This is a genomic window from Rhizobium sp. BK538, assembly GCF_014197575.1.
GTDB lineage: Bacteria > Pseudomonadota > Alphaproteobacteria > Rhizobiales > Rhizobiaceae > Rhizobium.
The window spans coordinates 52,664-75,360 of sequence record NZ_JACIFT010000013.1; the positions used below are offsets into that span (position 1 = coordinate 52,664).

At 59.7% G+C, this 22,697-nt stretch carries 21 protein-coding genes; 15 read left to right on the forward strand and 6 right to left on the reverse strand.

What is annotated here, in order from left to right:
- Positions 1–20 precede the first annotated feature (20 nt).
- The 4 genes from FHX09_RS17330 to FHX09_RS17345 form a co-directional block, all read right to left on the reverse strand.
- The gene (locus FHX09_RS17330) at positions 21–404 is read right to left on the reverse strand and encodes a hypothetical protein (RefSeq protein ID WP_184450444.1); all 384 of its coding nucleotides are present in this window, start codon (positions 402–404) and stop codon (positions 21–23) included.
- Positions 405–416: 12 nt separating this feature from the next.
- A complete protein-coding gene (locus FHX09_RS17335) occupies positions 417–1,295 on the reverse strand; it encodes an FAD:protein FMN transferase (RefSeq protein WP_184450446.1) in 879 nt (292 codons plus the stop codon).
- Positions 1,296–1,309: 14 nt separating this feature from the next.
- Positions 1,310–2,299: an aldo/keto reductase gene (locus FHX09_RS17340; RefSeq protein WP_184450449.1), complete on the reverse strand. Its 990-nt coding sequence runs from the start codon at positions 2,297–2,299 to the stop codon at positions 1,310–1,312.
- 73 nt (positions 2,300–2,372) lie between these two features.
- Positions 2,373–3,818: an MFS transporter gene (locus FHX09_RS17345; protein ID WP_184450451.1), complete on the reverse strand. Its 1,446-nt coding sequence runs from the start codon at positions 3,816–3,818 to the stop codon at positions 2,373–2,375.
- 132 nt (positions 3,819–3,950) lie between these two features.
- On the opposite strand from FHX09_RS17345, the gene FHX09_RS17350 reads away from it, so the two are divergent.
- The 6 genes from FHX09_RS17350 (at position 3,951) to FHX09_RS17375 (ending at position 9,123) form a co-directional block, all read left to right on the forward strand.
- Positions 3,951–4,844: a LysR family transcriptional regulator gene (locus tag FHX09_RS17350; RefSeq protein ID WP_132595249.1), complete on the forward strand. Its 894-nt coding sequence runs from the start codon at positions 3,951–3,953 to the stop codon at positions 4,842–4,844.
- A 141-nt stretch (positions 4,845–4,985) separates the two neighbouring features.
- Complete coding sequence (locus FHX09_RS17355) at positions 4,986–6,218, forward strand: NAD(P)/FAD-dependent oxidoreductase (RefSeq protein ID WP_184450452.1); 1,233 nt, start codon at positions 4,986–4,988, stop codon at positions 6,216–6,218.
- A 153-nt stretch (positions 6,219–6,371) separates the two neighbouring features.
- Positions 6,372–7,454, forward strand: a complete 1,083-nt coding sequence (locus FHX09_RS17360) for an alpha/beta fold hydrolase (protein ID WP_348649177.1) — start codon at positions 6,372–6,374, stop codon at positions 7,452–7,454.
- Between the two features lie 48 nt (positions 7,455–7,502).
- Positions 7,503–7,919, forward strand: a complete 417-nt coding sequence (locus FHX09_RS17365) for a carboxymuconolactone decarboxylase family protein (RefSeq protein ID WP_132592787.1) — start codon at positions 7,503–7,505, stop codon at positions 7,917–7,919.
- 32 nt (positions 7,920–7,951) lie between these two features.
- Positions 7,952–8,425 carry a cytochrome P460 family protein gene (locus FHX09_RS17370; RefSeq protein WP_007788481.1) on the forward strand — a complete coding sequence of 158 codons (474 nt, stop codon included), beginning with the start codon at positions 7,952–7,954 and terminating at the stop codon, positions 8,423–8,425.
- Positions 8,422–9,123 carry a DUF4405 domain-containing protein gene (locus tag FHX09_RS17375; RefSeq protein ID WP_132592791.1) on the forward strand — a complete coding sequence of 234 codons (702 nt, stop codon included), beginning with the start codon at positions 8,422–8,424 and terminating at the stop codon, positions 9,121–9,123. The genes FHX09_RS17370 and FHX09_RS17375 overlap by 4 nt, the downstream gene beginning before the upstream one ends.
- A 231-nt stretch (positions 9,124–9,354) precedes the next feature.
- Here FHX09_RS17375 and FHX09_RS17380 read toward each other — a convergent pair whose 3' ends face one another.
- Positions 9,355–10,521: a dihydrodipicolinate synthase family protein gene (locus FHX09_RS17380; RefSeq protein WP_132592793.1), complete on the reverse strand. Its 1,167-nt coding sequence runs from the start codon at positions 10,519–10,521 to the stop codon at positions 9,355–9,357.
- 259 nt (positions 10,522–10,780) lie between these two features.
- Between FHX09_RS17380 and FHX09_RS17385 the strand changes: the two genes are divergently transcribed.
- Genes FHX09_RS17385 through FHX09_RS17405 form a run of 5 tightly spaced genes read left to right on the forward strand, consistent with a single transcriptional unit; the run spans position 10,781 to position 16,728 of the window.
- Entirely contained in the window at positions 10,781–11,827 is a 1,047-nt protein-coding gene (locus FHX09_RS17385) for a LacI family DNA-binding transcriptional regulator (protein ID WP_132592795.1), read from the forward strand.
- Complete coding sequence (locus FHX09_RS17390; RefSeq protein ID WP_184450455.1) at positions 11,824–12,828, forward strand: Gfo/Idh/MocA family oxidoreductase; 1,005 nt, start codon at positions 11,824–11,826, stop codon at positions 12,826–12,828. Before FHX09_RS17385 ends, FHX09_RS17390 begins: the two co-directional genes overlap by 4 nt.
- Before the next feature lie 9 nt (positions 12,829–12,837).
- Positions 12,838–14,451 carry an acyl CoA:acetate/3-ketoacid CoA transferase gene (locus FHX09_RS17395; RefSeq protein ID WP_184450457.1) on the forward strand — a complete coding sequence of 538 codons (1,614 nt, stop codon included), beginning with the start codon at positions 12,838–12,840 and terminating at the stop codon, positions 14,449–14,451.
- A complete protein-coding gene (locus FHX09_RS17400) occupies positions 14,444–15,223 on the forward strand; it encodes an enoyl-CoA hydratase/isomerase family protein (RefSeq protein WP_184450459.1) in 780 nt (259 codons plus the stop codon). The genes FHX09_RS17395 and FHX09_RS17400 overlap by 8 nt, the downstream gene beginning before the upstream one ends.
- Entirely contained in the window at positions 15,217–16,728 is a 1,512-nt protein-coding gene (locus FHX09_RS17405; RefSeq protein WP_183721597.1) for an aldehyde dehydrogenase family protein, read from the forward strand. Before FHX09_RS17400 ends, FHX09_RS17405 begins: the two co-directional genes overlap by 7 nt.
- Positions 16,729–16,942: 214 nt before the next feature.
- Here FHX09_RS17405 and FHX09_RS17410 read toward each other — a convergent pair whose 3' ends face one another.
- Positions 16,943–17,986: a LacI family transcriptional regulator gene (locus tag FHX09_RS17410; protein ID WP_037081647.1), complete on the reverse strand. Its 1,044-nt coding sequence runs from the start codon at positions 17,984–17,986 to the stop codon at positions 16,943–16,945.
- Between the two features lie 347 nt (positions 17,987–18,333).
- Between FHX09_RS17410 and FHX09_RS17415 the strand changes: the two genes are divergently transcribed.
- From FHX09_RS17415 to FHX09_RS17430, 4 genes are all read left to right on the forward strand, one after another.
- Positions 18,334–19,593: an ABC transporter substrate-binding protein gene (locus tag FHX09_RS17415; protein ID WP_132592801.1), complete on the forward strand. Its 1,260-nt coding sequence runs from the start codon at positions 18,334–18,336 to the stop codon at positions 19,591–19,593.
- An 80-nt stretch (positions 19,594–19,673) separates the two neighbouring features.
- A complete protein-coding gene (locus FHX09_RS17420) occupies positions 19,674–20,627 on the forward strand; it encodes a sugar ABC transporter permease (RefSeq protein WP_007788465.1) in 954 nt (317 codons plus the stop codon).
- A complete protein-coding gene (locus FHX09_RS17425; RefSeq protein ID WP_132592803.1) occupies positions 20,624–21,568 on the forward strand; it encodes a carbohydrate ABC transporter permease in 945 nt (314 codons plus the stop codon). Before FHX09_RS17420 ends, FHX09_RS17425 begins: the two co-directional genes overlap by 4 nt.
- A 4-nt stretch (positions 21,569–21,572) precedes the next feature.
- Positions 21,573–22,688 (forward strand): ABC transporter ATP-binding protein, encoded by a 1,116-nt coding sequence (locus FHX09_RS17430; RefSeq protein WP_007788461.1) that lies wholly within the window; start codon positions 21,573–21,575, stop codon positions 22,686–22,688.
- Positions 22,689–22,697: the final 9 nt, after the last annotated feature.

Sequence of the window (22,697 nt, forward strand, 5' to 3'; positions counted from 1 at the left end):
GGGTGCTAAGCGGAGGGCCGTCACCGACGAGCCGCCTGGCGCTTGATCTGGCCTATGGCGTTGTTGAATCCGCGCGAAGTTCCGCTTGAACCCGCCAACTTGCCAACGTTCACTTGATCGATCGGTCGCCCTATGACGACCTTTGGAACCGCCGCCGCAAAGCGTCGCTGGAGTTCCAGCGATTCCGGCACATATGCATGGGGAGTGACCTCCACCGCGGTGATCACGCCATCAGTCAGGGTCACCTTTAAGGTTATATGCGACGGTTGGCCGCCGTATGTCCCGGTCGCTGTGTAGACGCCGTCTGCATACTGACGGGGCTTGCCGCCTTGGGCCTCTGCCGTCGAGGACACCATCAGGGTTAGCGCCGAAGCGACGAGCGCGTTTCTGATCTCGCGGGGCATTTTGTTCCTTTCTCAGGTGAAGGCTTCGCCGTCGAAATTGTCGGACACCTCAGCACGGCCATCGGCGAACATCGGAACGAAGGAGAAGTCGAAGCTTGGCTCCAGCCGGGAGGCAGGAACGACGAAAAGCGCCGTGGCCAGCCCGTCTGCCGTCGCGGCATCCTTCGCAACGACCCATGTAGCAACCACGTCCTTCACGGGCCTTCCGGTCCTGGCATGCAAGATATGATGAAGGTTGTCTCCCCATTTCCGGCGATTGACCGCCGAGGCGCAAAGCGAGGCGTCTCGGAGGTGGGCGACGCCCACCACCTTCGTAGGATCAAACGGATGCTCAAGTCCGACACCGAGCGCCGCTTCTCCGCGATGCAGCATGTCGCCGCTGCCATCGACGACAAAGTCTTCGAGGCCTCTCACCCCCAAAACACCTGAGATCAGGTCGACGAGATGGCCTTTGCCTACCGCGCCAAGGTCGATCAAAAGCGAACTTCGAGTGATCAGCGTCGAGCCCTGGCGGAAAACGTCGCTGCCCCAGCTCGTGCGCTTGCTTGCATAAGTCGACACTTCCGCTGGCTGCGGCACAAGCGAGTATCGACGATCGTAGCCCAGAAGCTCCAGATCGCGTCCGACGAGGGGATCGAGACCGCCTCCGGTTATCTTGTGAAGCCGGTCGTAGAGGTCGAACATCTGCGCGGCCCCAGCCGGAAAAACGAACGTGCCGCCGTGCTCAGCCTCGGCGATCTTCGTGATCAACGAGTCGTCGCGGAACCTCGAATAGATCCTGTCGAACCGTTCGACGAGTTCGAGGATTTGCCGCCGGGTCTGGTGACACAGCGGCGTCGGCGTGTCGATTTCCCAGGAGGTGCCGATCGCATCGAATTCGAACCGGGACATCGGAAACTCCAACTTTAGAGACCGGTCATCTTGAGGACGGCTTCGGGCAGCCGCTCGCCGACGACTTCAATCTTGGACAGCGCGGCTTCGATTTCATGGAGATCGGTCGCATCGAGTTCGAGTTCGACTGCGCCAAGGTTTTCCTCAAGCCGATGCTGTTTCGTCGTCCCCGGGATGGGGACGATCCAGGACTTCTGAGCAAGCAGCCAAGCCAGTGCGATCTGGGCTGGCGTTCCATTCTTCCTGTCCGCAATTGCCTTGAGCAGGTCTACGAGAGCGAGGTTCGCCTTGCGAGCCTCCGGCGTGAAGCGCGGCACGAGGTTGCGGAAGTCGCTGGCATCGAACTTAGTGTTCTCGTCGATCTTGCCGGTCAGGAAACCAGCACCCAGTGGGCTGAACGGCACGAAGCCTATTCCAAGTTCTTCGAGTGTCGGAAGCAACTCTGCTTCGGGGCCTCGCCAGAACAAGGAATACTCGCTCTGGACTGCCGTCACCGGATGAACAGCGTGTGCGCGGCGAATGGTGTTGACGCCTGCCTCGGAGAGGCCGAAGTGCTTCACCTTGCCGACGGCGACGAGGTCCTTGATCGCTCCTGCGACGTCCTCGATCGGGACGGCCGGGTCAACGCGATGCTGGTAGAAGAGGTCGATCCGGTCTGTCTTGAGCCTTTTGAGGCTTGCCTCGGCGACGGCCCTGATGTGCTCGGGACGACTATTTGTACCCCCGTTACGCTCGCCCGTTTCCATGTTGATATCGAAACCGAATTTCGTCGCCACGACGACCTGTTCCCGGATCGGCGCGATCGCTTCTCCGACCAGCTCTTCGTTGACGAACGGTCCATAGGCTTCGGCGGTATCGAAAAGGGTGACGCCTCGTTCGTGGGAGAAACGGATCAACTTGATCATCTCGGCCTTGTCAGCGGGCGGACCGTAAGCCGAACTCATGCTCATGCAGCCGAGCCCGAGGGCGGAAACTTCGAGGTCTCCAATCTTCCTGATCTTCATGTTCATCTCCTATGGTTGCTTGCCGACACGGGCGGCCAGATGTGCGGGAAATTCATTCGCTTATCTCCTTGAGTTATGCCGCGCTCTCGGCGGCCAAGGATTCAGCTTTGTGGGCGTCAGACTGTTGACGAGATGCGGCCGGCACGATGGTGGTCACAGCCGCGACCAGCGCGAATATCAGCATCACCGTACCGGCGTCGAACGCATGAGAAGCCCGGTATGCGGTTAGCTCGGTACCTGTCAGGCCGACCGACCCCACCGCGGCAATCGCGATCAGAACGCTCAGGCCGACCGAGCTTCCCATTTGGTGAGCGACGTTGACAGCGCCGGACGCAGCACCTGCATCTTCGGTGGAAACCCTGGCGACGCCCGACGATGTCAACGGGCTGAGAGTGAGGCCCTGGCTCACGCCGATCAGCACCATTGGCAACGCCACTGTCGTCCAGTAGTTCGATCCGACGCCCGCACGGCTGAGCCATGCCATCGCGACGATCCCGATGACCATTCCGACAAGGAGGATCGCATTGCGGCCGAAGCGGCGTATGAGGCGAGGCACGACGATGGCAAAGGGAACGTGAAGCATCGTCGCCGGCACGAAGGCGAGGCCGGTGAGCGCAGGGCGGAAGCCCGCGACTTCCTGAAGGTACAGCGTCGTGAAGAAGAAAAAGCCGACCATCGCTCCGAGGTAAAGGACACGCGCCGCGTAAGCTCCCGAGCGCTCCGCGTCGGCAAACAGGCGGAGCGGCAGGATCGGCTGCGCGGCGCGGTTTTCGATGCGGAGGAAGAGCGTCAGCAATACGGTAGCTGCGATAATCAAAGCGAACGTTACCAGGTCCCAACCATGCTGGGCCGACCGTATGAAACCGCAGACCAGTCCGCTCATGCCGAGCGTCGACGCTATGGCACCAGGGGCGTCCACTTTGCCGGGACGTTGCTCTGTCTCAGTGATGTAGGTGCGCGAAGCGAAGATCATTGCGATCCCGATCGGCAGGTTGATCAAAAAGCCCACGCGCCAGGACAGCCAATCGGCCAGCAGGCCGCCCGCAATGAGGCCGACCGTTGCGGAAACTCCTGCGGCCGCGCTGTAATAGGATACCGCGCGTGTCCGTTCCTCGCCATCCTCGAAGTTCGTTTGCAGCAGCGCAAGTGTGGAGGGAGCGAGGATTGAAGAGCCTAGTCCCTGGATCGCACGCCAGGACAACATCCATGGGGACGACTGCGAGGCACCGATGGCAACCGAGGCGACCGTAAAGATCGCCATCCCGACAATGAACATGCGGCGTCGGCCAAGAATATCGCCAACTCGTGCCCCAAGGAGGAGGAAGCCACCGAACGCCAGGGCATAGGCGCTCTGCACCCACGCGAGGCTTGCATCCGAGAAACCGAGTTCGTGATGAATTTTGGGCAGGCCCGTGAGCACCACGGAGATATCCAGGACAATCATCACGTAGCTAATCAATATGATCGCGAGAATGGCGGATTTATTTGGATTGGAGGCGGCTGGTCGAACGTCTGGCATGGCTGTTTCCATCTGGCGATTTGCAGAGCCGTCCTCCCGGCGAGGCTGCGCGTTGATGATGGAAACTTAGCCCTTGTCGATCCTTCCGATTAGATGCAGTAATCGGGATGAAGCTATAAGGACCGCTAATGAATGCCGCAGGAAAACTTCAACGACCTCGTTGCCTTCGTCACCGTCGCCCGTGAGGAAAGCTTTACGAAAGCCGCTGTCAAACTCGCCGTTTCCCAGTCAGCATTGAGCCAAACCATCCGCGGACTGGAGGAGAGGCTGGGCATCAGACTTTTGACAAGAACCACGCGGCGTGTGTCGCCCACAGAGGCAGGGCAGCGTCTTCTGGAGACAGCAGGCCCACGTTTCGAGGAAATTCAGGCTGAGATCGCGGCATTGGGCGAAATGCGCGATAGGCCGACGGGCACCATCCGTATCACCACCGGCGAGCATGCAGCGATCTCGGTTCTTGCGCCCGCACTGGAGAAAATTCTGCCTGATAACCCCGATGTTACGGTCGAAATCATCGTCGACTACGGCCTCACTGACATCGTCGCAGAACGTTTCGACGCGGGCGTTCGCTTGGGAGAGCAGGTCGCCAAGGATATGATCGCCGTCCGCATCAGCCCGGAAATGCGAATGGCGGTCGTCGGGGCCCCTTCTTACTTCCGGGAGCACCTCTGGCCGGAAACGCCTCAGGACCTGACGGAACACAACTGCATCAACATGCGGCTCCCGACACATGGCAACATATTCGCATGGGAGTTCGAAAAGGACGGGCGCGAACTCCGGGTGCGGGTGGAGGGGCAGCTGGTATTCAACAATCTCGCGATGCGGCGGGACGCGGCACTGCGCGGCCTCGGCCTTACGTACATTCCTGAAGACCAGGTCGTGGACCATCTCGAAAAGGGCGAGTTGATCAGGGTGCTAGAGGACTGGTGTCCGCCGTTTCCAGGATACCACCTGTACTATCCGAACCGACGCCATGCCTCTCCCGCTTTCGCATTGGTGGTGGACGCGCTTCGTTTCAAAGGCTGAGCCGGGCGAACCACATTCATGAATTCCAGACATGGCCACAAGCACTATTCGATACCTAAACGAATGCCTGGTGTTCTAGAATGCCTTCATTGAATTGAGGCGGTACCCTGATGCTGCGCCGCTGACGCGGAAGGATAGAGCATGGTTCAAGACGCCGACGTGATTATTTTGGGTGCCGGAGCGGCAGGAATCGCAGCCGCTCGAAGACTTTCAGGGGCTGGTCTGTCGGTCACTATCCTGGAGGCTCTGCCTCGAAGCGGAGGACGGGCTTACACAAGTTTGGCCGCAGGGCTACGGCTTGATCTGGGATGCGGATGGCTCCATTCGGCGGATCGAAACCCGTGGACCGAGATCGCGGTGGAGGCAGGACTATCTGTTGATCGGAGCCCTCCCGCTTGGGGAACTCAGTTTCGCAACCTCGGCTTTTCTCCACCTGAGCAACAGGCCGCGCGGGGTGCCTACGCGGCTTGGTACCAACGCATTTCCGAGCGCTCGCCCGAAAGTGACTCTGCTTCAGACGCTTTGGAAGACGGCGAATGGACCGGCTATATTGAGGCTCTGAGCGGCTTCACGAGCGGCGACGGGTTGGAACGTATTTCCGTCCGCGACTACCTCTCCTACGATGAAGCGTCCAGCCACATCGACTACCGGATCCGCGAAGGGTATGGCACTCTGGTCAGTTCTGCTATTCCCGCTAAGGCCGAACTCTTTCTCGCGACACCCGTGGAGGCGGTTTCGGTTGCCGATCGCAAAGTCGGTTTGACAACGGCATTCGGGACCATCAATGCGGAACGGGTCGTGGTGACTTGTTCGACAAACATTCTCGCGGGCGACACCATCAGGTGGCCCTCGGGCCTCGATCCGTGGCGGAACGCTGCGGCGTCCCTTCCGCTCGGCTACAACGAAAAACTGTTTCTCGAAGTCTCAGGCAGCAGCCCATTCGAGGCAAAAACGCTCGTGCTAGGTGATCCGCGAGACGCAAGGACCGGAGCCTACTACATCCGACCTTTCGGCTGGCCTGTTATCGAATGCTTCCTCGGCGGAGCCTCTGCCAAGGAGGCGGTGGATGCTGGGCCAGACATTGCGTTTGCTGGTGCGATCGGCGAACTCGCGCATCTCTTTGGTTTTGAAGTAAGGAATAACCTTCGCCCGCTTGTGTGTTCGAACTGGACATCCACTCCATCGGTCGGCGGTGCCTACAGCCACGCGCTCCCTGGTCAGAGCGATGCTCGTCGCCAGTTAGCCCGTTCATTCGATGGACGGATTTTCTTCGCAGGCGAGGCCACCGATCCGAGGGACTTTTCTACGGCGCATGGAGCGTTTCAAAGCGGCTTGAGAGCTGCAGACGAAGTACTTTCAAGCGTTCATGCATGACATCCGCCTCGAAAATCGCGAGTTTCAGATCACATTCCGATAAACGATTTTTGATTAATAAGCCTTGCTAATGGCTTCATGCGATTTTCGCCACCTAATCAGCCCATGGTTGCTGGCGTACCCTTCCCATATAGCGCCATGGGGATGGATATCGTGAAAACACGTCTTACTAAGCTCGCTCTACTTCTGCTGCTGTCGTTGCAAGTCGGCATCACCGGAGCATTGAGCCAGACAGCGGATCAGGCTGGTCCTCTTATCATACACAGACAGGGCAGCTTTGCGGTGGGCGGCAAGGTCGCGGCTATGCCCGGAACCTACAACAACAACGCGCCGACCGCGGAAGGCCAGAGCCTGCACGGGGATCACCTCTACGCTTTCTACCAGATACCGGAGAACGCGAGGCCGATGCCGATCGTCATGCTGCACGGTGCCTACCAATCAGCGCGAAGCTGGGAGACGACGCCGGACGGCCGCGAGGGCTTTCAAAACATATTCCTGCGCCGCGGCTTTCCCGTATATCTCGTCGATCAGCCCCGGCGTGGTCGGGCTGGCAACAGCACCGTCGCGACGACCATCGAGCCGACGCCTTACGACCAGCTCTATTTCGATCAGTTCCGGCTGGGCAAATGGCCGAACTTCTTCGAGGGCGTTCAGTTCGACCGGAACCCGGCGGCTCTCGACCAATTCTTCCGATTCGTCACGCCGAATACCGGGCCCTACGACGCAGGAGTGATTTCGGATGCAATGGCGGCACTCTTCGACAAGATCGGACCCGGCATCCTCGTCACGCATTCGCAAGGCGGCGGACCCGGCTGGCTGACGGCGATCAAGACCCAAAACGTCAAAGGTATCGTCGCTTTCGAGCCAGGCAGCGGTTTCATATTCCCGGAGGGCGAGGTGCCTGCGCCGATGCCAAGTGCAGCGGGCACGTTGTCGCCAGAGACGGTGTCTATCGCGGACTTCGAGAAGCTGACCCGCTTGCCGATCATCATCTACTACGGGGACAACTTCCCGACAGAGCCCACAACGGAGCGCGGTCGGGACAACTGGCGGGTCCGACTCGCGATGGCCAAACTCTGGGTCGCTGCCGTCAACAAGCTCGGGGGAGACGCCAAGCTCGTCCATCTCCCCGAAATCGGCATCCGCGGGAACACGCACTTCATGTTTTCCGATCTGAACAACGTCGAAATCGCCGACCAGGTGTGGGCATTCCTCAAGGAAAAGAAGCTCGACTGAACGTTGCCGCTTGACCGCGACCCGACATCTCAATCCCGGAGACCCAACATGAGGCATCTACTCGTCAACGCGTGCCTGACGTTAGCCATTGTCGTGACGGCACTCCCGGGCGTGGTTTGCGCCCAATCCCCAAGCGAAAAAGAGGACAGGACCATGCCGACAAGAGCACAACAACTGATGGGTGCGACCGCGCCCAAGCTGGCGGAACTAACGGACAACGTCCTGTACGGCGACATATGGGAACGGCCTGAACTTTCGAAGCGGGACCGCAGCCTCATAACCGTCGCGGCGCTGGTAGCGATGAACCGCCCGGATCAGCTTAGGTCCCACCTTGCGATCGCACGCACGAACGGCGTCACCGAACAGGAGTTGACCGAGGCGATCACCCATCTTGCGTTCTATGCCGGCTGGCCGAACGCAGTCTCGGCGGTTGCCGTCGCAAAAGAAGTCTTCGCGGCCGATTAACCGTCGCTCTAACCAGCAAGGGCTCCTCACTCGTGCGCAAATTCATCCTTCGTCTTCCGCTTCTCGCCTCGGTGGTGGGTGCCATCGTTCTTGCCGGCTGGCAGGTCGATGCCGAACCAAATCGAGCGACGATGCCGGACATCGACAGTCTCGTGCACTATACGACCGTGACCCGGGGCGAAGTCACCGAACACATCATGACAACACGGGAGGCAATCGAAGCCGTGAAGAACGGACAGGCCATACCCGACGGCACTCATTTCGTGCTGGTCGACTACCGCGACGGGGACATCTACCGCTATTTCGTCATGGAGAAGCGTTCCGGCTGGGGTAACGACTACGGCGAAGAGCGCAGAACTGGCGATTGGCAGTTCCAATGGTTCAAGCCCGACGGGACCATTAACATGGCCGAGAACACGGCGCGCTGCCAGCGATGCCATAGCTCCAGGTCTGACAGGGACTTCCTGTACACCTTCAATGACATCCGCAGATTCGAGTTCGAATGAATCTGATGTTGCGTTTCCGCCTGCTCCTCGATTTTGTTGCGTTGTCGCTGATTATCGCGTGCCTGGCCTACTGGTGGCTGGAGAACTTCGCGCACGAGGTATTCGGCACGGTGCTATTCACGCTCGTGATCGGCCATAACGTCTTCAACCGGCTCTGGTACGGGCGCGTCGCTAGAGGGAAGTACGATGGCGTGCGGTGGCTCAACATCATCACGATCGCGGTTCTCAAGCTGGTGATGACGATCATGATGGTTACAAGCGTGCTGATCTCCCGTGACTTGTTCACCTTCCTGGCGCTTGATGGAGCCTTCGCCATGCGTGAGGTGCATATGTTCGCGGCATACTGGCTGTTGTTCATTGTCTCTGTCCACCTTGGGACACGATGGGGCGTAATCATGAACACCTGTCGCGCGGTGTTTGGTATCAGGGATGCCAACCCGGTCTGCACAAGGTCGCTCCGCCTTGCGGCTACGGCGGTTTCACTCTGGGGGATCAAAAGCTGGGCTGAGATGACATTCGGATCGAAGCTGGTGCTGACCTACAGCCTTGATATGTGGGACTTCAACGAGTCCACACTGGGTTTCTTCTTGAACTACGGAGCGATCGTCGGTCTGCTTGCCGCAGCGACCCATTACACGCTTGCGTTCATTCGTGGTGGAGCGAGGCCGACTGTGAAGACGACAATATCCAGCAAATGAGGCTATAGCGCTGCTTATACTTCAGCCAGCCCGGTTCCGTTCTACCTGACGGGCCACCAGGACGCACTAATTTTTCAGTTTGTTTCAATCACCGGCCCTGCAGCTACTAGGCACAACGACGCGCTCACAGGCAGTTGAGCTGCTTCGATGGATGCTTGAGCCGCCTCGGAGAAGACTTGCCCCGAGGCGACATGAGCCGCAGGTCAAAACGTGCTCGCCTTCCTCGGCGGTTCATTCAATGCCGAATACGCCCATAAAATGCCTCATGCGTGTGGTGGCAAGCTTTGGCTTGTCGAGGACGTTTGCCTTGTCGGCAAGCCGGAAAATATCGGCATAGTGATTGATGCCGCGCGCCGATTGCAATCCAGCAGGAAGGCTGAAATGGCTCTGGTGGCCGTTCAACCAGGCGAGGAAGACGACGCCGGCCTTATAGTACTGCGTCGGCGCCTCGAAGATCTTGCGGGAGAGCGGAACGGTCGGCTCGATCACCGAGCGGAAGGTAGCGGCATCACCTGTTGCAAGTGAGGCCAATGCCTTCGACGCTGATGGTGCAACGGCATCGAAGATGCCGAGCAGGGCATGGCTATAGCGGCGGCCATCGCCTTCGATCAGTTCCGCATAGTTGAAGTCGTCGCCGGTGAAGCAAAGGATGCCTTCCGGAAGCCGATTGCGCAGTTGTATTTCCTTGGCGTTATCGAGCAGCGAAATCTTGATCCCCTCGACCTTTTCCTTGTTCTCATTGATGATCCTGAGAACGCACTCGAGCGCCGGTTCAAACTGCGCGCTGCCCCAGTAGCCTGCTAAGTTCGGATCGAACATGTCTCCGAGCCAGTGTAAGACGACCTTGTCTTTGGCCTGGGAGAGAATTCTGCCATAAACCTTGGTGTAGTCGTCAGGAGAGGACGCCACGCGGGCGAGGGCGCGGCTGGCCATCATGATGGCGCGACCGCCATTCTTTTCCACGAATTCGATCTGCGTCTCATACGCCTTGATGACATCGTCGATCGATCGCGCATCGGATGCAGCGAGATGATCGGTGCCGGCGCCGCATGCAAGGTCAGCCCCCGGAACGGTGCGAGCCTCCTCCAACGATCGCCGGATCAGTTCCCGCGCGCCGTCCCAATCAAGGCCCATGCCGCGCTGGGAGGTATCCATCGCTTCGGCGATCTTGAAGCCGAGGCTCCACAGGTGCCGGCGAAAGGCGATTGTTGTGTCCCAGTCAATCGCCGGACGACCCCAGGGGTCGAAGTCCTTTCGCGGGTCGGACACAACGTGAGCGGCCGCATAGGCAATCCGGTTGAACTTGGGCGGTGCGGACGGGCGCTCGATCGGCGTCCCGACAAGACGGTATTCGCTGGCGGAACCGTCGGTGTTCGGCAGATTTAAAGACAAGCTCATTGTGATCCTCCTCGACAGCTAACGACGCAATAATTTGGATCGTTCCAAATTGCAATAGTGTTTTTCTGATTCTTTAGTTTCGGTAGATGGCAAGCGTAATGAGGTTGTTTCTAATATAGAACATGTAGTAGAATCAAAATGATAATGGCCTTTTCGACTCGATTTTCGCCGTCGTGGCCAGATGAAGATTGCGCTTGACATATTTGGAACGTTCCAATTATGTAGCGTCCAAGTTGGCGAGATCGCTGGGAGGAATTTCATGACCAAGGGGCGGGTGACCGTCATTGACATCGCCAAGGCCGCCGGCGTCTCCAAGTCGACGGTGTCTCTGGTGCTGCAAGGGTCGCCGCTCGTGAATGAGGGGACGCGATCCAAGGTCAATGCAGCGATGCGTGAGCTTGGCTACGTCTATAACCGTGGGGCAGCGAATCTGCGCCAAGCAAGTGCGAAATCGAAGATCATCGGTGTTGTCGTGAACGACCTCACCAACAGCTTCTTTGCCGAACTTGCGGTTGGCGTGGATATGGTCGTCCAGTCCGCCGGCTTCGTACAGTTCCTCTCCAATACCAGCGAGAGCATCGACCGGCAGCGGGAAGTCGTTGCCTCGATGAGAGAACATGGAATCTCGGGCCTTATCGTCTCTCCGGCGCGCGCTACCGAAGCGGCCGATCTCAAGCCGCTCGTTGCTGCCGATATTCCGGTCGTTGTCGTTGTTCGCAGCCTGCCTGGTGCGAAGGTCTCGTCAATTGTTTCCGATAATCAGGGCGGGACTTCAGCGGCGGTCGAGCACCTGGCATCCCTAGGGCACGCGCGAATTGCGTTTCTCGGCGGATTTCCCGATACGGCGGTCTTCGAAGAGCGTCTGGCGGGCTATGCGGGCGGCATGAAGGCGGCGGGCCTCGGCTTTCATGAAGAGCTGGTAGTCTCGTCAGCGCCCTCAAGGGCGGGCGGTGTCGACGCGATCGGACGGGCGATGGCGATGGCCGATCGGCCAACGGCGGCGGTTTGCTTCAATGATGCCGTCGCCTTCGGTGTGTGCGATGGCTTGCGCGCGCGTCACATGGAGCCCGGTCGGGACTTCGCTGTCGTCGGCTTCGACGACGTGATCGAGGCGCAAACGGCAGTCCCGGCTCTCACGACCATTTCCGTTGATCCTCAGAGTATGGGTAGACGCGCAGCGCAGCTTCTCCTCAAGCAGATCAATGCCGGCAAAGCGGAGCCCGAAAGCATCACGACCGCTGTCCGGCTTGTTGTTCGCGAGAGCTGTGGTGCCGCGCAGAAGAAGGCAGGGAGAAAGATGGCATGACAGTTCGTTGGGGGCTGATTGGCGCGAGCACCATCGCGCGCGAATGGGTGATTAGTGCTATCCGTGAGACCGGCGGCGATATCGTCTCCGTCATGAGTTCGAGCGCGGAGCGCGGCCGGTCCTATGCGACGGAAAACGGGATCCCGAGGCATGTCGCAGATGTCCATGCCCTTGTGAACGATCCGGATGTCCATGCGGTCTACATTTCGACGACCAACGAGCTTCATCGTGACCAGGCGATCGCTGCGGCCCGCGCCGGCAAGCATATTCTTTGCGAGAAGCCATTGGCGATGTCCTTGCAAGATGCGCACGCCATGGCGAAGGCGGCGAAGGAGGCCGGCGTCGTGCTCGCCACCAATCACCATCTTCGCAATGCCTCCACTCACATTGCCATGCGAGACGCGATTGCCGCCGGAAAAATCGGCAAGCCACTGGCCGCCCGCGTCTTTCATGCCGTCTACCTGCCGGTCCACTTGCAGGGCTGGCGGCTCGATAAGCCCGAAGCCGGTGCCGGCGTCATTTTGGATATCACGGTCCATGACACCGACACGCTGCGGTTTGTTCTCGGGCGTGATCCGGTGGAGGTGGTCGCGTTTTCGCAGGCGGCGGGCATGGGAAAGCCCGGCGTCGAAGATGGCGTCATGGGCGTGATGCGTTTCGAGGACGGTATCCTCGCGCAGTTTCACGATGCCTTCACCACCAAATACGCAGAGACCGGGTTTGAGGTGCACGGCACCGAAGGTTCGCTCGTCGGCCGCAACGTTATGACGCAGCGTCCGGATGGGACGGTGACGCTGAGGAATGCGGATGGCGAGCAGCAACTGCCGACCAACGCGAGCAATCTCTACGAAACCGCACTGAAAGCCTTCCACGCTGCGGTGGCCGGCAAGGGCCGTCCTTCTGCGACGGCGGAGGATGGCATCTGGTCGGTCGCGACAGGTCTTGCCGTTGTCGAGGCGACCAAAAGCGGGTCTGCCGTGAAAATCGAAACAGGACTTTGAGTCATCCCAATGAGCAAGCACATCACCCCGGCCGAAGCTGCCGCACTGATCCCCGACGGAGCCGTCGTATCTGTGTCGTCATCGAGCGGCCTTGGCTGCCCCGACCTGATGTTGAAGGCGATTGGCGAGCGCTTCGACACCACCGGTCATCCGCGGGATATCACAACGCTGCATCCGATCGCGGCAGGTGACATGAGCGGCATCAAGGGCGTCGACCACATCGCCAAGAAGGGGCTGTTGAAGAAGATCGTCGGCGGTTCCTATCCATCGGGTCCATCCAGCGCGGAGCCACCGCTGATCTGGCAGATGATCACGAACAATGAGATTCCGGCCTACAATATTCCTTCGGGCATCATGTTCGATATTCATCGGGAGGCTGCTGCCAAACGCCCCGGCGTTCTGACAAAGGTTGGTATCGACACGTTCGTCGACCCGAAGAGGCAGGGCTGCGCGATGAACGACCTTGGGGCAGAGGAGCCCGTAGTCAAGCGTGTCTTGTTCGAAGGAGAGGACTGGCTGTTCTTCCCGTCGATCGTGCCGCAGGTCGCCATCATCCGTGCGACAACCGCGGACGAGCGCGGCAACCTTACGTATGAGCACGAAGGCGCCTATCTCGGCGGCTTAGATCAGGCGCTTGCTGCCCGCAACAATGGCGGCATCGTCATCGCCCAGGTCAAGCGGATTACCAAGGAAGGTTCGCTGAAGCCGCATGACGTGCGTGTACCTGGCATGTTGGTCGACTATGTCATCGTCGATCCGGACCAGAAGCAAACCACACAGACGCTCTACGATCCGGCCATATCAGGCGAAATCTTTCGGCCGCTGGACAGTTTTCGCGTTCCGGAATTCAATATCCAGAAGGTCATCGCGCGCCGCGTTGCGCAGGAGCTGCAGGCGGGCAGCTGCGTCAATCTGGGCTTCGGCATTTCTGCCAACGTGCCGCGCATCCTGCTTGAGGAGGGGCTGCACGGCGCAGTCACCTGGGTCATCGAGCAGGGAGCCGTCGGCGGCGTCCCTTTGCTGGACTTCGCGTTTGGCTGCGCATCGAACGCCGATGCCTATATGCCGTCGCCATATCAGTTCACCTACTTTCAGGGCGCTGGTTTCGATGCGTCGCTGCTGTCTTTCCTTGAGATCGACAAGAATGGTTCCGTGAACGTCTCTAAGCTCTCGTTCCGTCCCCACGTGACAGCGGGGGCCGGCGGCTTCGTCGATATCACAGCGCGGGCGAAGAAGATCGTATTCTCCGGCATGTTCAACGCGGGGGCGAAGCTTGCCATCATCGACGGCAAGTTGGTGATCGAGAAGGAAGGCAAGCTGAAGAAGCTCGTCAACGAAGTCGAGCATGTCACCTTCTCTGGTAAGCGGGCGATCGAGCAAGGCCAAGACATCACTTATGTCACCGAGCGGTGCGTGATGAAGTTAATGCCAGAAGGCGTCGTTCTGACGGAGATCGCACCGGGCATCGACCTGCAGAGCCACATCCTCGATCAATCCGAATTCCCGCTGATCGTAGCGAAGGACCTCAAGGTTATGGATGCGAAGCTCTTTGGCGAAGCAAACATAGGCCTGTCTTTGCCGAAGAAGAGCACCGGCGTTCTGGAGGGTGTCCTTAATGGCTAGCGGCACGGTCAGGATCCAGGTCGAGGATCACGTCGCGATTATGACGGTATCGCGGCCGGAGAAGCTGAACGCGCTCGATCTGGACATGCTAAAGGCGCTCGCGGGTGCCGCCGACGATGTCGAGGCTAACGCCGACGTGCGAGTGGCAATCCTGACAGGTGAGGGCAAGGGCTTCTCGGCTGGTGGCGATATCAAGGCGTGGGGCGGTATGCAGCCGCAGGAGTTCGGCCATGCCTGGGTGCGTCACGGCCATCGAGTGTTCGAGAGACTTGCGACCCTCAGGGTGCCGCTGATCGCGGCCCTAAATGGCCACGCTCTCGGTGGCGGGCTGGAGCTTGCCGGTGTCGCCGACATTCGTATCGCCGAAGAGCACATCAAGATCGGGCTGCCCGAAACGGGCCTTGGCATGGTCCCCGGCTGGTCCGGCACGCAACGCCTTGTGAAGCGCTTCGGCGCGCAGGTGGTTCGCCGCATGGCGCTGGGTGGTGAGATATTCACCGCCGAGGAAGCCCGTGTGCTCGGGGTTGTGGATGCGGTCACATCGAGCGGCAACGCAGTCAATGCCGCGAAGGAATATGCGCAACGGGTTGCGTCGAGAGGGCCTGCCGCGCTGGAGATCGTGAAGCTGATGATCGCTTCGGCAAATGGCGAGGACAACGGCACTGCCGTCGAAGCGCTGGGTTCGATCCTGGTCGCGAAGACCGCCGATCTCAAGGAGGGCGTCGCGTCTTTCAGCGAAAAGCGCCCGGCCAAATTCAAGGGAGAATGGTAATGACGGTTCTGGTCAATCCAAAGGCGCTTAGCGACCACAAGATCCGCGACTTCAAGATGCTGGTCGATGGCAAGTGGGAAGCGGGGTCCGCCCAGTCGATCGAGCGCGTTGCGCCGAGCCATGGCGTCGTTGTGAGCCGTTTCCCGACTGGCAGCAAAGCGGATGCCGAGCGCGCGATCCTCGCCGCTCGCAAGGCCTTCGATCATGGGCCGTGGCCGCGAATGACCGCTTCCGAGCGGTCTGCCATTTTGCTCAAGGCGGCTGATTTAATCGCTGCTCGTGCAGAAGAGCTCGCCTTCCTGGACGCGATCGAGGCCGGCAAGCCGATCTCCCAGGTGCGCGGCGAGATCGCGGGCTCGGTTGACATTTGGCGCTACGCGGCGGCCCTTGCGCGCGATTTGCACGGCGAGAGCTACAACACGCTTGGAGACGGCACGCTTGGCGTTGTCTTGCGCGAAGCGATCGGTGTGGTGTCGATTATCACTCCCTGGAACTTTCCGTTCCTGATCGTCGGCCAGAAGCTTCCCTTTGCCCTAGCAGCCGGATGCACGACCGTCGTCAAGCCGTCGGAGTTGACCTCGGGGTCGACGCTTGTGCTTGGCGAAATCCTCCAGGAAGCGGGCGTTCCGGACGGCGTTGTCAACATTGTCACCGGTACGGGACCAGAGGTCGGAGCAGTCCTGACGTCCCATCCGGAGGTCGACATGGTGTCTTTCACCGGCTCCACCGGTGTCGGCAAACTCACCATGGCGAATGCCGCGCAGACACTCAAAAAGGTCTCGCTGGAACTGGGCGGCAAGAACCCGCAGATCGTATTCCCCGATGCGGATCTCGATGCGTTCATCGATGCGGCCGTTTTCGGTGCTTATTTTAATGCCGGTGAGTGCTGCAATGCAGGCTCCCGTCTCATCCTGCACAAGAGCATCGCTTCCGATGTCGTCAGGCGCGTTGCTGACCTCTCGAAGGACGTCAAAGTTGGCGATCCGCTCGATCCAACCACGCAAGTTGGTGCTATCATCACGCCGCAGCACCTGGACAAGATTGCCGGTTACGTGGCCGGCGCAACCAGCAGCGGCGCGCAAGTCGCGCATGGAGGCGAAAAACTTGACCTGGGTATGGGCCAATACATGGCGCCGACCATCCTCGAGGCGGTGACGCCCGGTATGGCGGTTGCGCGCGAGGAGGTCTTCGGTCCTGTCCTGTCCGTTCTCGCGTTCGAAACCACGGCGGAGGCAATCCAGGTCGCCAACGCCATCGACTACGGTCTTTCGGCAGGGGTCTGGAGCCGTGACTTCGATACCTGCCTGACTGTCGGGCGCAAGGTGCGAGCCGGGACGATCTGGATGAACACCTTCATGGACGGGGCTTCCGAGCTGCCGTTTGGAGGATACAAGCAATCGGGGCTCGGTCGTGAACTCGGCCGTCACGCGGTGGAGGATTACACCGAAACCAAGACGCTCAACATGCATATCGGCGGCCGCACTGGCTGGTGGATGCCGCGGTAAGATTGCCGAGGGAGCTTAAGTGGGAGAAGGGAGGGAGCAGATGGCTGGATCGACGTTCGCTAGTCGCACGTTCGCTTGCGGCAACTGGCGTGCCTTTCGCTTTCTCATTCCCGCGCTCCAGGACCGGGCCAAATTGGGTCTCTGCCGGATGGGTGGGGATGCGGGCTGGCGTTTGACCGGCGCCACTTCTGGTCGGAGTTCAAGAACGCAGCTGTCAGCTGCTTCCAGCTTCTGCGGAAAGGGGTGGCTGCGGCGTCAGCAGTACCTGCAACTGGTCCATATCCGTCTCGCCGCCGATCCGTTTCTTCAGAATGCGGCCGATCTGCTCGCCGGTGGCCGTCAGGTCTTCATAGATGGTCTCCACCTTCGGTTGGATGGCGGAGAGGAGCTGGGACGTCTGCTTGGCGACGATGTCGTATTCAACGCCGAGTGTGAGACCGCAGTCGCTCATGCCGGTGACGGTGGCGAGCGCGCAGACTTCGCCGCCGCAGGTGAAGGCATCGGGTGGGTCGGGTTCCCGATGGCGTCGGGCGATACGGTCGCGAATGGCGCCTGCCGGATGATCGAGGTCGATCCCGGAGATGACCTCATAGGCGCAGCCGGCTTCGCGAACGGCGGTCATGAAGCCATGCAGGATATGGCTGCCGAAGCTGAACTGCATCGGGCCGCTGATCAGAGCCGGCTTGCGGCGCCCCTTGACGATCAGCCGCTTGGTTGCCTCGTAGGCGAACGTGAAATTGTCGTAGTCGACATAAGGATGCGGGGTCGAAAGTTCGGTGCGGCCATGGGTGACGAACGGAAAATCGTGCTCCATCAGCAACCGCACGCGTGGGTCGAAAGGTTCGGTGCGCGACATGACCAGGCCGTCGGCCATGTGGTTGCGCATGATGTAGTTGACCGCCTCGATGTTGGTTGTGTGCGGCAGGTTGGGCATGACGATCAGATGGTAGGCGGTGCCCTGCAGCGCCTTGGCGATGCCGGACATGATCGAGGTGCCATAGCCGAGGATTTCCTCGTGCGGCTCAAGCAGGATGGCGATGACATTTGTGCGGCCGGTCTTCAGGCGCTGGGCGGCGCGATCGGGGGAATAGCCGACCTGAATCGCGATCTCGCGGACACGCTTGCGGGTTTCGTGATTGATCACCGGGTCGTCCGACAGCGCCCTCGACACCGTGGTTACGGCAAGGCCCGCCATATCCGCGATGGTACGCAGCGTTGGTTTGCCGGTCCTGCGGGTCGATCTGGTCGTGGGCGGCATTGCGATGCGAGACACGCTCGGCTTTCCTCCAAAGGGGTCGGATGGCCGGACACTAACGCGACAGCCAAGCCGACGCAATGCCGGACTGGAAACGTTTTAAATTTGCGGCTCAGTTTCGCTTGTGCTGCAGTGCATGCTAAAAAACAAACAAAAACATACGGTAACTTGTGTTTTCTCGAACGTGGAAAGGCAACGCGTGTGACTTGACTTGGTTAAGTTTATAACGTTTTAAATTAACGCAAGCGGCGTTTTCGCCGTGATAACCAGGGCCTTTGTGCGGGGAGTGTGCACGGGCTTTTGAACGCGGATTTTCCGCTTTTGTGAACTTGCAAACCGGGAGGAAAACGATGCGCAAGTTTTTGATGACGACTGCTTTGGTGACAATGACGGTAGCTGGCCTCGGCGCCGCCAAGGCCGCCGACGTGAAAGAAGTGCAGATGCTGCATTGGTGGACGTCGGGCGGCGAGGCCGCGGCCCTCAATGTCCTGAAGGAGGATCTGGCGAAGCAAGGGTTTGCCTGGAAGGACGTGCCGGTCGCTGGCGGTGGTGGTGACGCGGCAATGACCGCGCTCAAGGCCATGGTTGCTGCGGGCACCTATCCGACGGCGTCTCAGATGCTCGGCTATACCGTTCTCGACTACGCACAGGCCGGTGTCATGGGCGACCTTACTGAGACGGCGGTGAAAGAGGGCTGGGACAAGTCGGTCCCGGCTGCTTTGCAGAAGTTCTCGATGTATGACGGCAAGTGGGTTGCCGCTCCGGTCAACGTTCACTCGGTCAATTGGCTGTGGATCAACAAGGCCGTCATGGACAAGATCGGCGGTACCGAGCCGAAGACCTTCGACGACCTGATTGCACTGCTCGACAAGGCCAAGGCGGCAGGTGTCACCCCGCTTGCGCTCGGAGGCCAGAACTGGCAGGAGGCGACGATGTTCGACTCCATCGTGCTGTCGACAGGTGGGCCCGAGTTCTACAAGAAGGCCATGAACGATCTCGACGAGGGGTCTCTGAAGTCGGACACGATGAAGAAGTCGTTCGACAATCTCCAGAAGATGGTCACCTATGTCGATCCGAACTTCTCCGGACGTGACTGGAACCTCGCAACGGCCATGGTCATCAAGGGCGATGCACTCGTTCAGGTCATGGGCGACTGGGCGAAGGGCGAATTCGTAGCGGCGAAGAAGACGCCGAATACGGACTTCCTGTGCTACCGCTTCCCGGGCACTGACGGCAGCGTGATCTACAACTCCGACATGTTTGGCATGTTCAATGTGCCGGACGATCGCAAGGCGGCCCAGGTCGCGCTTGCAACGGCAACTCTTTCCAAGAGCTTCCAGTCGGCATTCAACGTCGTCAAGGGCTCGGTTCCTGCCCGTACCGACGTGCCGGATACCGACTTCGATGCTTGTGGCAAGAAGGGTATCGCCGACCTGAAGAAGGCGAACGAAGGCGGCACGCTGTTCGGCTCGCTGGCGCAGGGCTATGGCGCTCCTCCGGCAGTCGCCAATGCTTACAAGGACGTCGTCTCCAAATTCGTGCATGGCCAGATCAAGACCTCCGATCAGGCGGTCGAAGAACTCGTCAAGGCAATTGAGGACGCCAAGTAATCAAGGCCTCCCGCGGTCTTCCCCGCCCTCGTGGCGGGGAAGGCTCCGCAACGGACGACATCGTCGGAGGAGATGAACCCATGAGCACCATCACTACAGATAAAACCGTTCTTACGCCACACCGGGGAACGCCAATTTCAATCCGCGCGCGCCTGCAAGACGCGCTGCCGAAGATCGTGCTCGCGCCGAGTTTCGCCATCACGCTTGTTTTCGTCTACGGCTTCATCATCTGGACGGTCTATCTGTCCTTTACCAATTCCAAGACCTTTCCGTCTTACGCCCTGACCGGGCCGCGCGCCTATCAACGGCTCTGGCGCTGGACGTTTGAAAGCGATCCGCCCTCCAGTTGGTACACCTCGATCACCAACATGGGCATTTTCGGCGTCCTTTATATCGGCATATGCCTGGCGCTCGGACTGTTTCTGGCGATTTTGCTGGATCAGAAAATCCGCGGCGAGGGGATACTGCGGCCGATCTTCCTGTACCCGATGGCGCTTTCCTTCATCGTCACTGGTGTTGCCTGGAAATGGTTCCTCGATCCGGGCCTTGGCCTTGAGCAGACACTGCATCAGTTCGGCTGGACGAGCTTCCACTTCGACTGGATCAAGAACAAGGATTTCGTGATCTACACGGTCGTAATCGCCGGCGTTTGGCAGGCCTCAGGCTTCGTGATGGCGATGTTCCTTGCCGGCCTTCGCGGCATCGACAGCGAGATCATGAAGGCGGCGCAGATCGACGGCGCAACCACGGTGCAGCTCTATCGGCGCATCATTATTCCGCTGCTCAGACCCATCTTCCTGTCGGCCTTCATCGTGCTGGCCCACATGGCGATCAAGTCCTACGACCTTGTCGTGGCGCTGACATCGGGCGGACCGGGTGGCTCGGCCTGGCTGCCGTCGAACTTCATGTACGAATACACGTTCAAGCGGAACGAGATGGCGGTCGGTTCGGCCAGTGCGGTGATCATGCTGATGACGATCTCGGCGATCATCGTCCCCTATCTCTATTCCGAGCTCCGGGAGAAATCGCGATGAGCGCTATCACCTCGACCATGTCCGACGCGGCCAATGCGGCGCGCTCCAGAATGTTCAGTCGGATTTTCATCTACGGCCTGCTGGTGATATTCGCGATCATCTATCTGATGCCGTTGTTCGTCATGCTTGTGACTTCGTTCAAGACGATGGACGAAATCCAGAGTGGCAATATGCTGGCCTTGCCGCAGTCGCCGACGATCGATCCCTGGTTCAAGGCCTGGGGCGAGGCCTGCGTCGGTCTGACCTGCGCCGGCATCAAGGGTTACTTCTGGAACTCGATCAAGATGGTCGTCCCGGCTGTGGCGATCTCGACGATCATGGGGGCGCTCAACGGCTACATCCTGACCAAGTGGCGCTTCCCCGGCCACACGCTGGTATTCGGCCTGATGCTGTTTGCCTGCTTCATTCCGTTCCAGTCGGTGCTTCTGCCCATGGCGACCATCCTTGGCAGTCTCGGCCGGTTCGGGGCGACGTTGCGCAACGAAATTGGCGTATCGCTGGGTTTCGGCAATCCGACCGTCAATCTCGTCACCGTTCACGTCATCTATGGTCTCGGCTTCACGACGCTTTTCTTCCGTAACTATTACGAGGCCTTTCCGACCGAATTGGTGAAGGCGGCGCAGGTCGATGGCGCAAGCTTCTTCCAGATTTTCCGCCGCATCATGCTCCCCAATTCGCTGCCGATCATCGTCGTCACGGTCATCTACCAGTTCACCAATATTTGGAACGACTTCCTGTTTGCCTCGGCCTATGCGGGAACGGGCGATTCCATGCCGATGACCGTGGCGCTCAACAACGTCGTGAACACCTCCACGGGTGTCGTCGAATACAACGTCAACATGGCGGCAGCGATGATCGCAGCCTTGCCCACACTCCTCGTCTACATTCTCGCCGGCCGCTACTTCGTGCGTGGCCTGATGGCGGGCGCTGTCAAAGGATAATCCAATGGCCTTCCTCGAAATATCCGGTCTCAAGAAGCGTTTCGGCTCGTTGGAGATCCTCAAGGGTATCGACCTTGAACTGGAGAAGGGCGGCTTCCTCGTGTTGGTCGGCCCCTCCGGTTGCGGCAAGTCGACATTGCTCAACACCATCGCCGGCCTGGAATCGATTACCGCGGGCGACATCCGCGTCGAGGGTCGAAGCATCGCCGACCTGCATCCCTCGAAGCGCGATATCGCGATGGTGTTCCAGAGCTACGCGCTCTATCCCAACATGACGGTTGCCGGAAATATATCCTTCGGCATGGAAATGCGCGGCGTACCTGTCGAGGAGCGCAACAAGGCGATCGACAAGGTCGCCAAGGTGCTTCAGATCGGCCATCTGCTCAATCGCAAGCCGAGCCAGCTGTCGGGTGGGCAGCGCCAGCGCGTTGCCATGGGGCGAGCGCTCGTCCGCGATCCCAAGCTCTTCCTGTTCGACGAGCCGCTTTCAAACTTGGACGCCAAGCTGCGTGTCGACATGCGTATCGAAATCAAGCGGCTTCATCAGGCGACCGGCACGACGATCGTCTACGTGACCCACGACCAGATCGAGGCAATGACGCTCGCCACCAAAATCGCCGTCATGCGGGATGGCGAGGTGCAGCAATTTGGAACGCCTGCTGAGATCTACAACAACCCCGCCAACATGTTCGTGGCTGATTTCATGGGGTCTCCGGCCATGAATCTTCTCGCGGGAACGATCGAGAAGGGGGCCGCGGGATTGACAGTATCGCTGGCGCGTCCGCACGGAGAACCGGTCCGGCTCCCGGTCACATCAGGCAACGGCGCGCTTGAGGCGCATGCCGGCCGGGAGATCGTCTTCGGCATCCGACCGGAGGCGCTGACCGACCCGGATGGCGCGGACCGCAACGCCAAGGCCCTCGCCGAAAGCGACTGCCTGATCGAGGTGGTGGAACCGGCGGGATCGGATACGTTCGCAGTGACGAAGCTCGGTGGGAAGGAAGTCGTGGCCCGTCTGCGCGCGGATGCCCGAATTCAACCGGGGCAGAGCGCCCGCCTGGCGTTCAATCTCGACAAGGCGGTGTTCTTCGATCCTCAAAGCCAGACGCGTATAGCGTAGTCTGGTCTG

What these genes read in the sequence shown, in the direction of transcription:
- FHX09_RS17330 (WP_184450444.1), bottom strand. Translation starts at nt 404, where the DNA reads ATGCCCCGCGAGATCAGAAACGCGCTCGTCGCTTCGGCGCTAACCCTG.
- FHX09_RS17335 (WP_184450446.1), bottom strand. Translation starts at nt 1,295, where the DNA reads ATGTCCCGGTTCGAATTCGATGCGATCGGCACCTCCTGGGAAATCGAC.
- FHX09_RS17340 (WP_184450449.1), bottom strand. Translation starts at nt 2,299, where the DNA reads ATGAAGATCAGGAAGATTGGAGACCTCGAAGTTTCCGCCCTCGGGCTC.
- FHX09_RS17345 (WP_184450451.1), bottom strand. Translation starts at nt 3,818, where the DNA reads ATGCCAGACGTTCGACCAGCCGCCTCCAATCCAAATAAATCCGCCATT.
- FHX09_RS17350 (WP_132595249.1), top strand. Translation starts at nt 3,951, where the DNA reads ATGCCGCAGGAAAACTTCAACGACCTCGTTGCCTTCGTCACCGTCGCC.
- FHX09_RS17355 (WP_184450452.1), top strand. Translation starts at nt 4,986, where the DNA reads ATGGTTCAAGACGCCGACGTGATTATTTTGGGTGCCGGAGCGGCAGGA.
- FHX09_RS17365 (WP_132592787.1), top strand. Translation starts at nt 7,503, where the DNA reads ATGAGGCATCTACTCGTCAACGCGTGCCTGACGTTAGCCATTGTCGTG.
- FHX09_RS17375 (WP_132592791.1), top strand. Translation starts at nt 8,422, where the DNA reads ATGAATCTGATGTTGCGTTTCCGCCTGCTCCTCGATTTTGTTGCGTTG.
- FHX09_RS17380 (WP_132592793.1), bottom strand. Translation starts at nt 10,521, where the DNA reads ATGAGCTTGTCTTTAAATCTGCCGAACACCGACGGTTCCGCCAGCGAA.
- FHX09_RS17385 (WP_132592795.1), top strand. Translation starts at nt 10,781, where the DNA reads ATGACCAAGGGGCGGGTGACCGTCATTGACATCGCCAAGGCCGCCGGC.
- FHX09_RS17390 (WP_184450455.1), top strand. Translation starts at nt 11,824, where the DNA reads ATGACAGTTCGTTGGGGGCTGATTGGCGCGAGCACCATCGCGCGCGAA.
- FHX09_RS17395 (WP_184450457.1), top strand. Translation starts at nt 12,838, where the DNA reads ATGAGCAAGCACATCACCCCGGCCGAAGCTGCCGCACTGATCCCCGAC.
- FHX09_RS17400 (WP_184450459.1), top strand. Translation starts at nt 14,444, where the DNA reads ATGGCTAGCGGCACGGTCAGGATCCAGGTCGAGGATCACGTCGCGATT.
- FHX09_RS17405 (WP_183721597.1), top strand. Translation starts at nt 15,217, where the DNA reads ATGGTAATGACGGTTCTGGTCAATCCAAAGGCGCTTAGCGACCACAAG.
- FHX09_RS17410 (WP_037081647.1), bottom strand. Translation starts at nt 17,986, where the DNA reads ATGCCGCCCACGACCAGATCGACCCGCAGGACCGGCAAACCAACGCTG.
- FHX09_RS17415 (WP_132592801.1), top strand. Translation starts at nt 18,334, where the DNA reads ATGCGCAAGTTTTTGATGACGACTGCTTTGGTGACAATGACGGTAGCT.
- FHX09_RS17420 (WP_007788465.1), top strand. Translation starts at nt 19,674, where the DNA reads ATGAGCACCATCACTACAGATAAAACCGTTCTTACGCCACACCGGGGA.
- FHX09_RS17425 (WP_132592803.1), top strand. Translation starts at nt 20,624, where the DNA reads ATGAGCGCTATCACCTCGACCATGTCCGACGCGGCCAATGCGGCGCGC.
- FHX09_RS17430 (WP_007788461.1), top strand. Translation starts at nt 21,573, where the DNA reads ATGGCCTTCCTCGAAATATCCGGTCTCAAGAAGCGTTTCGGCTCGTTG.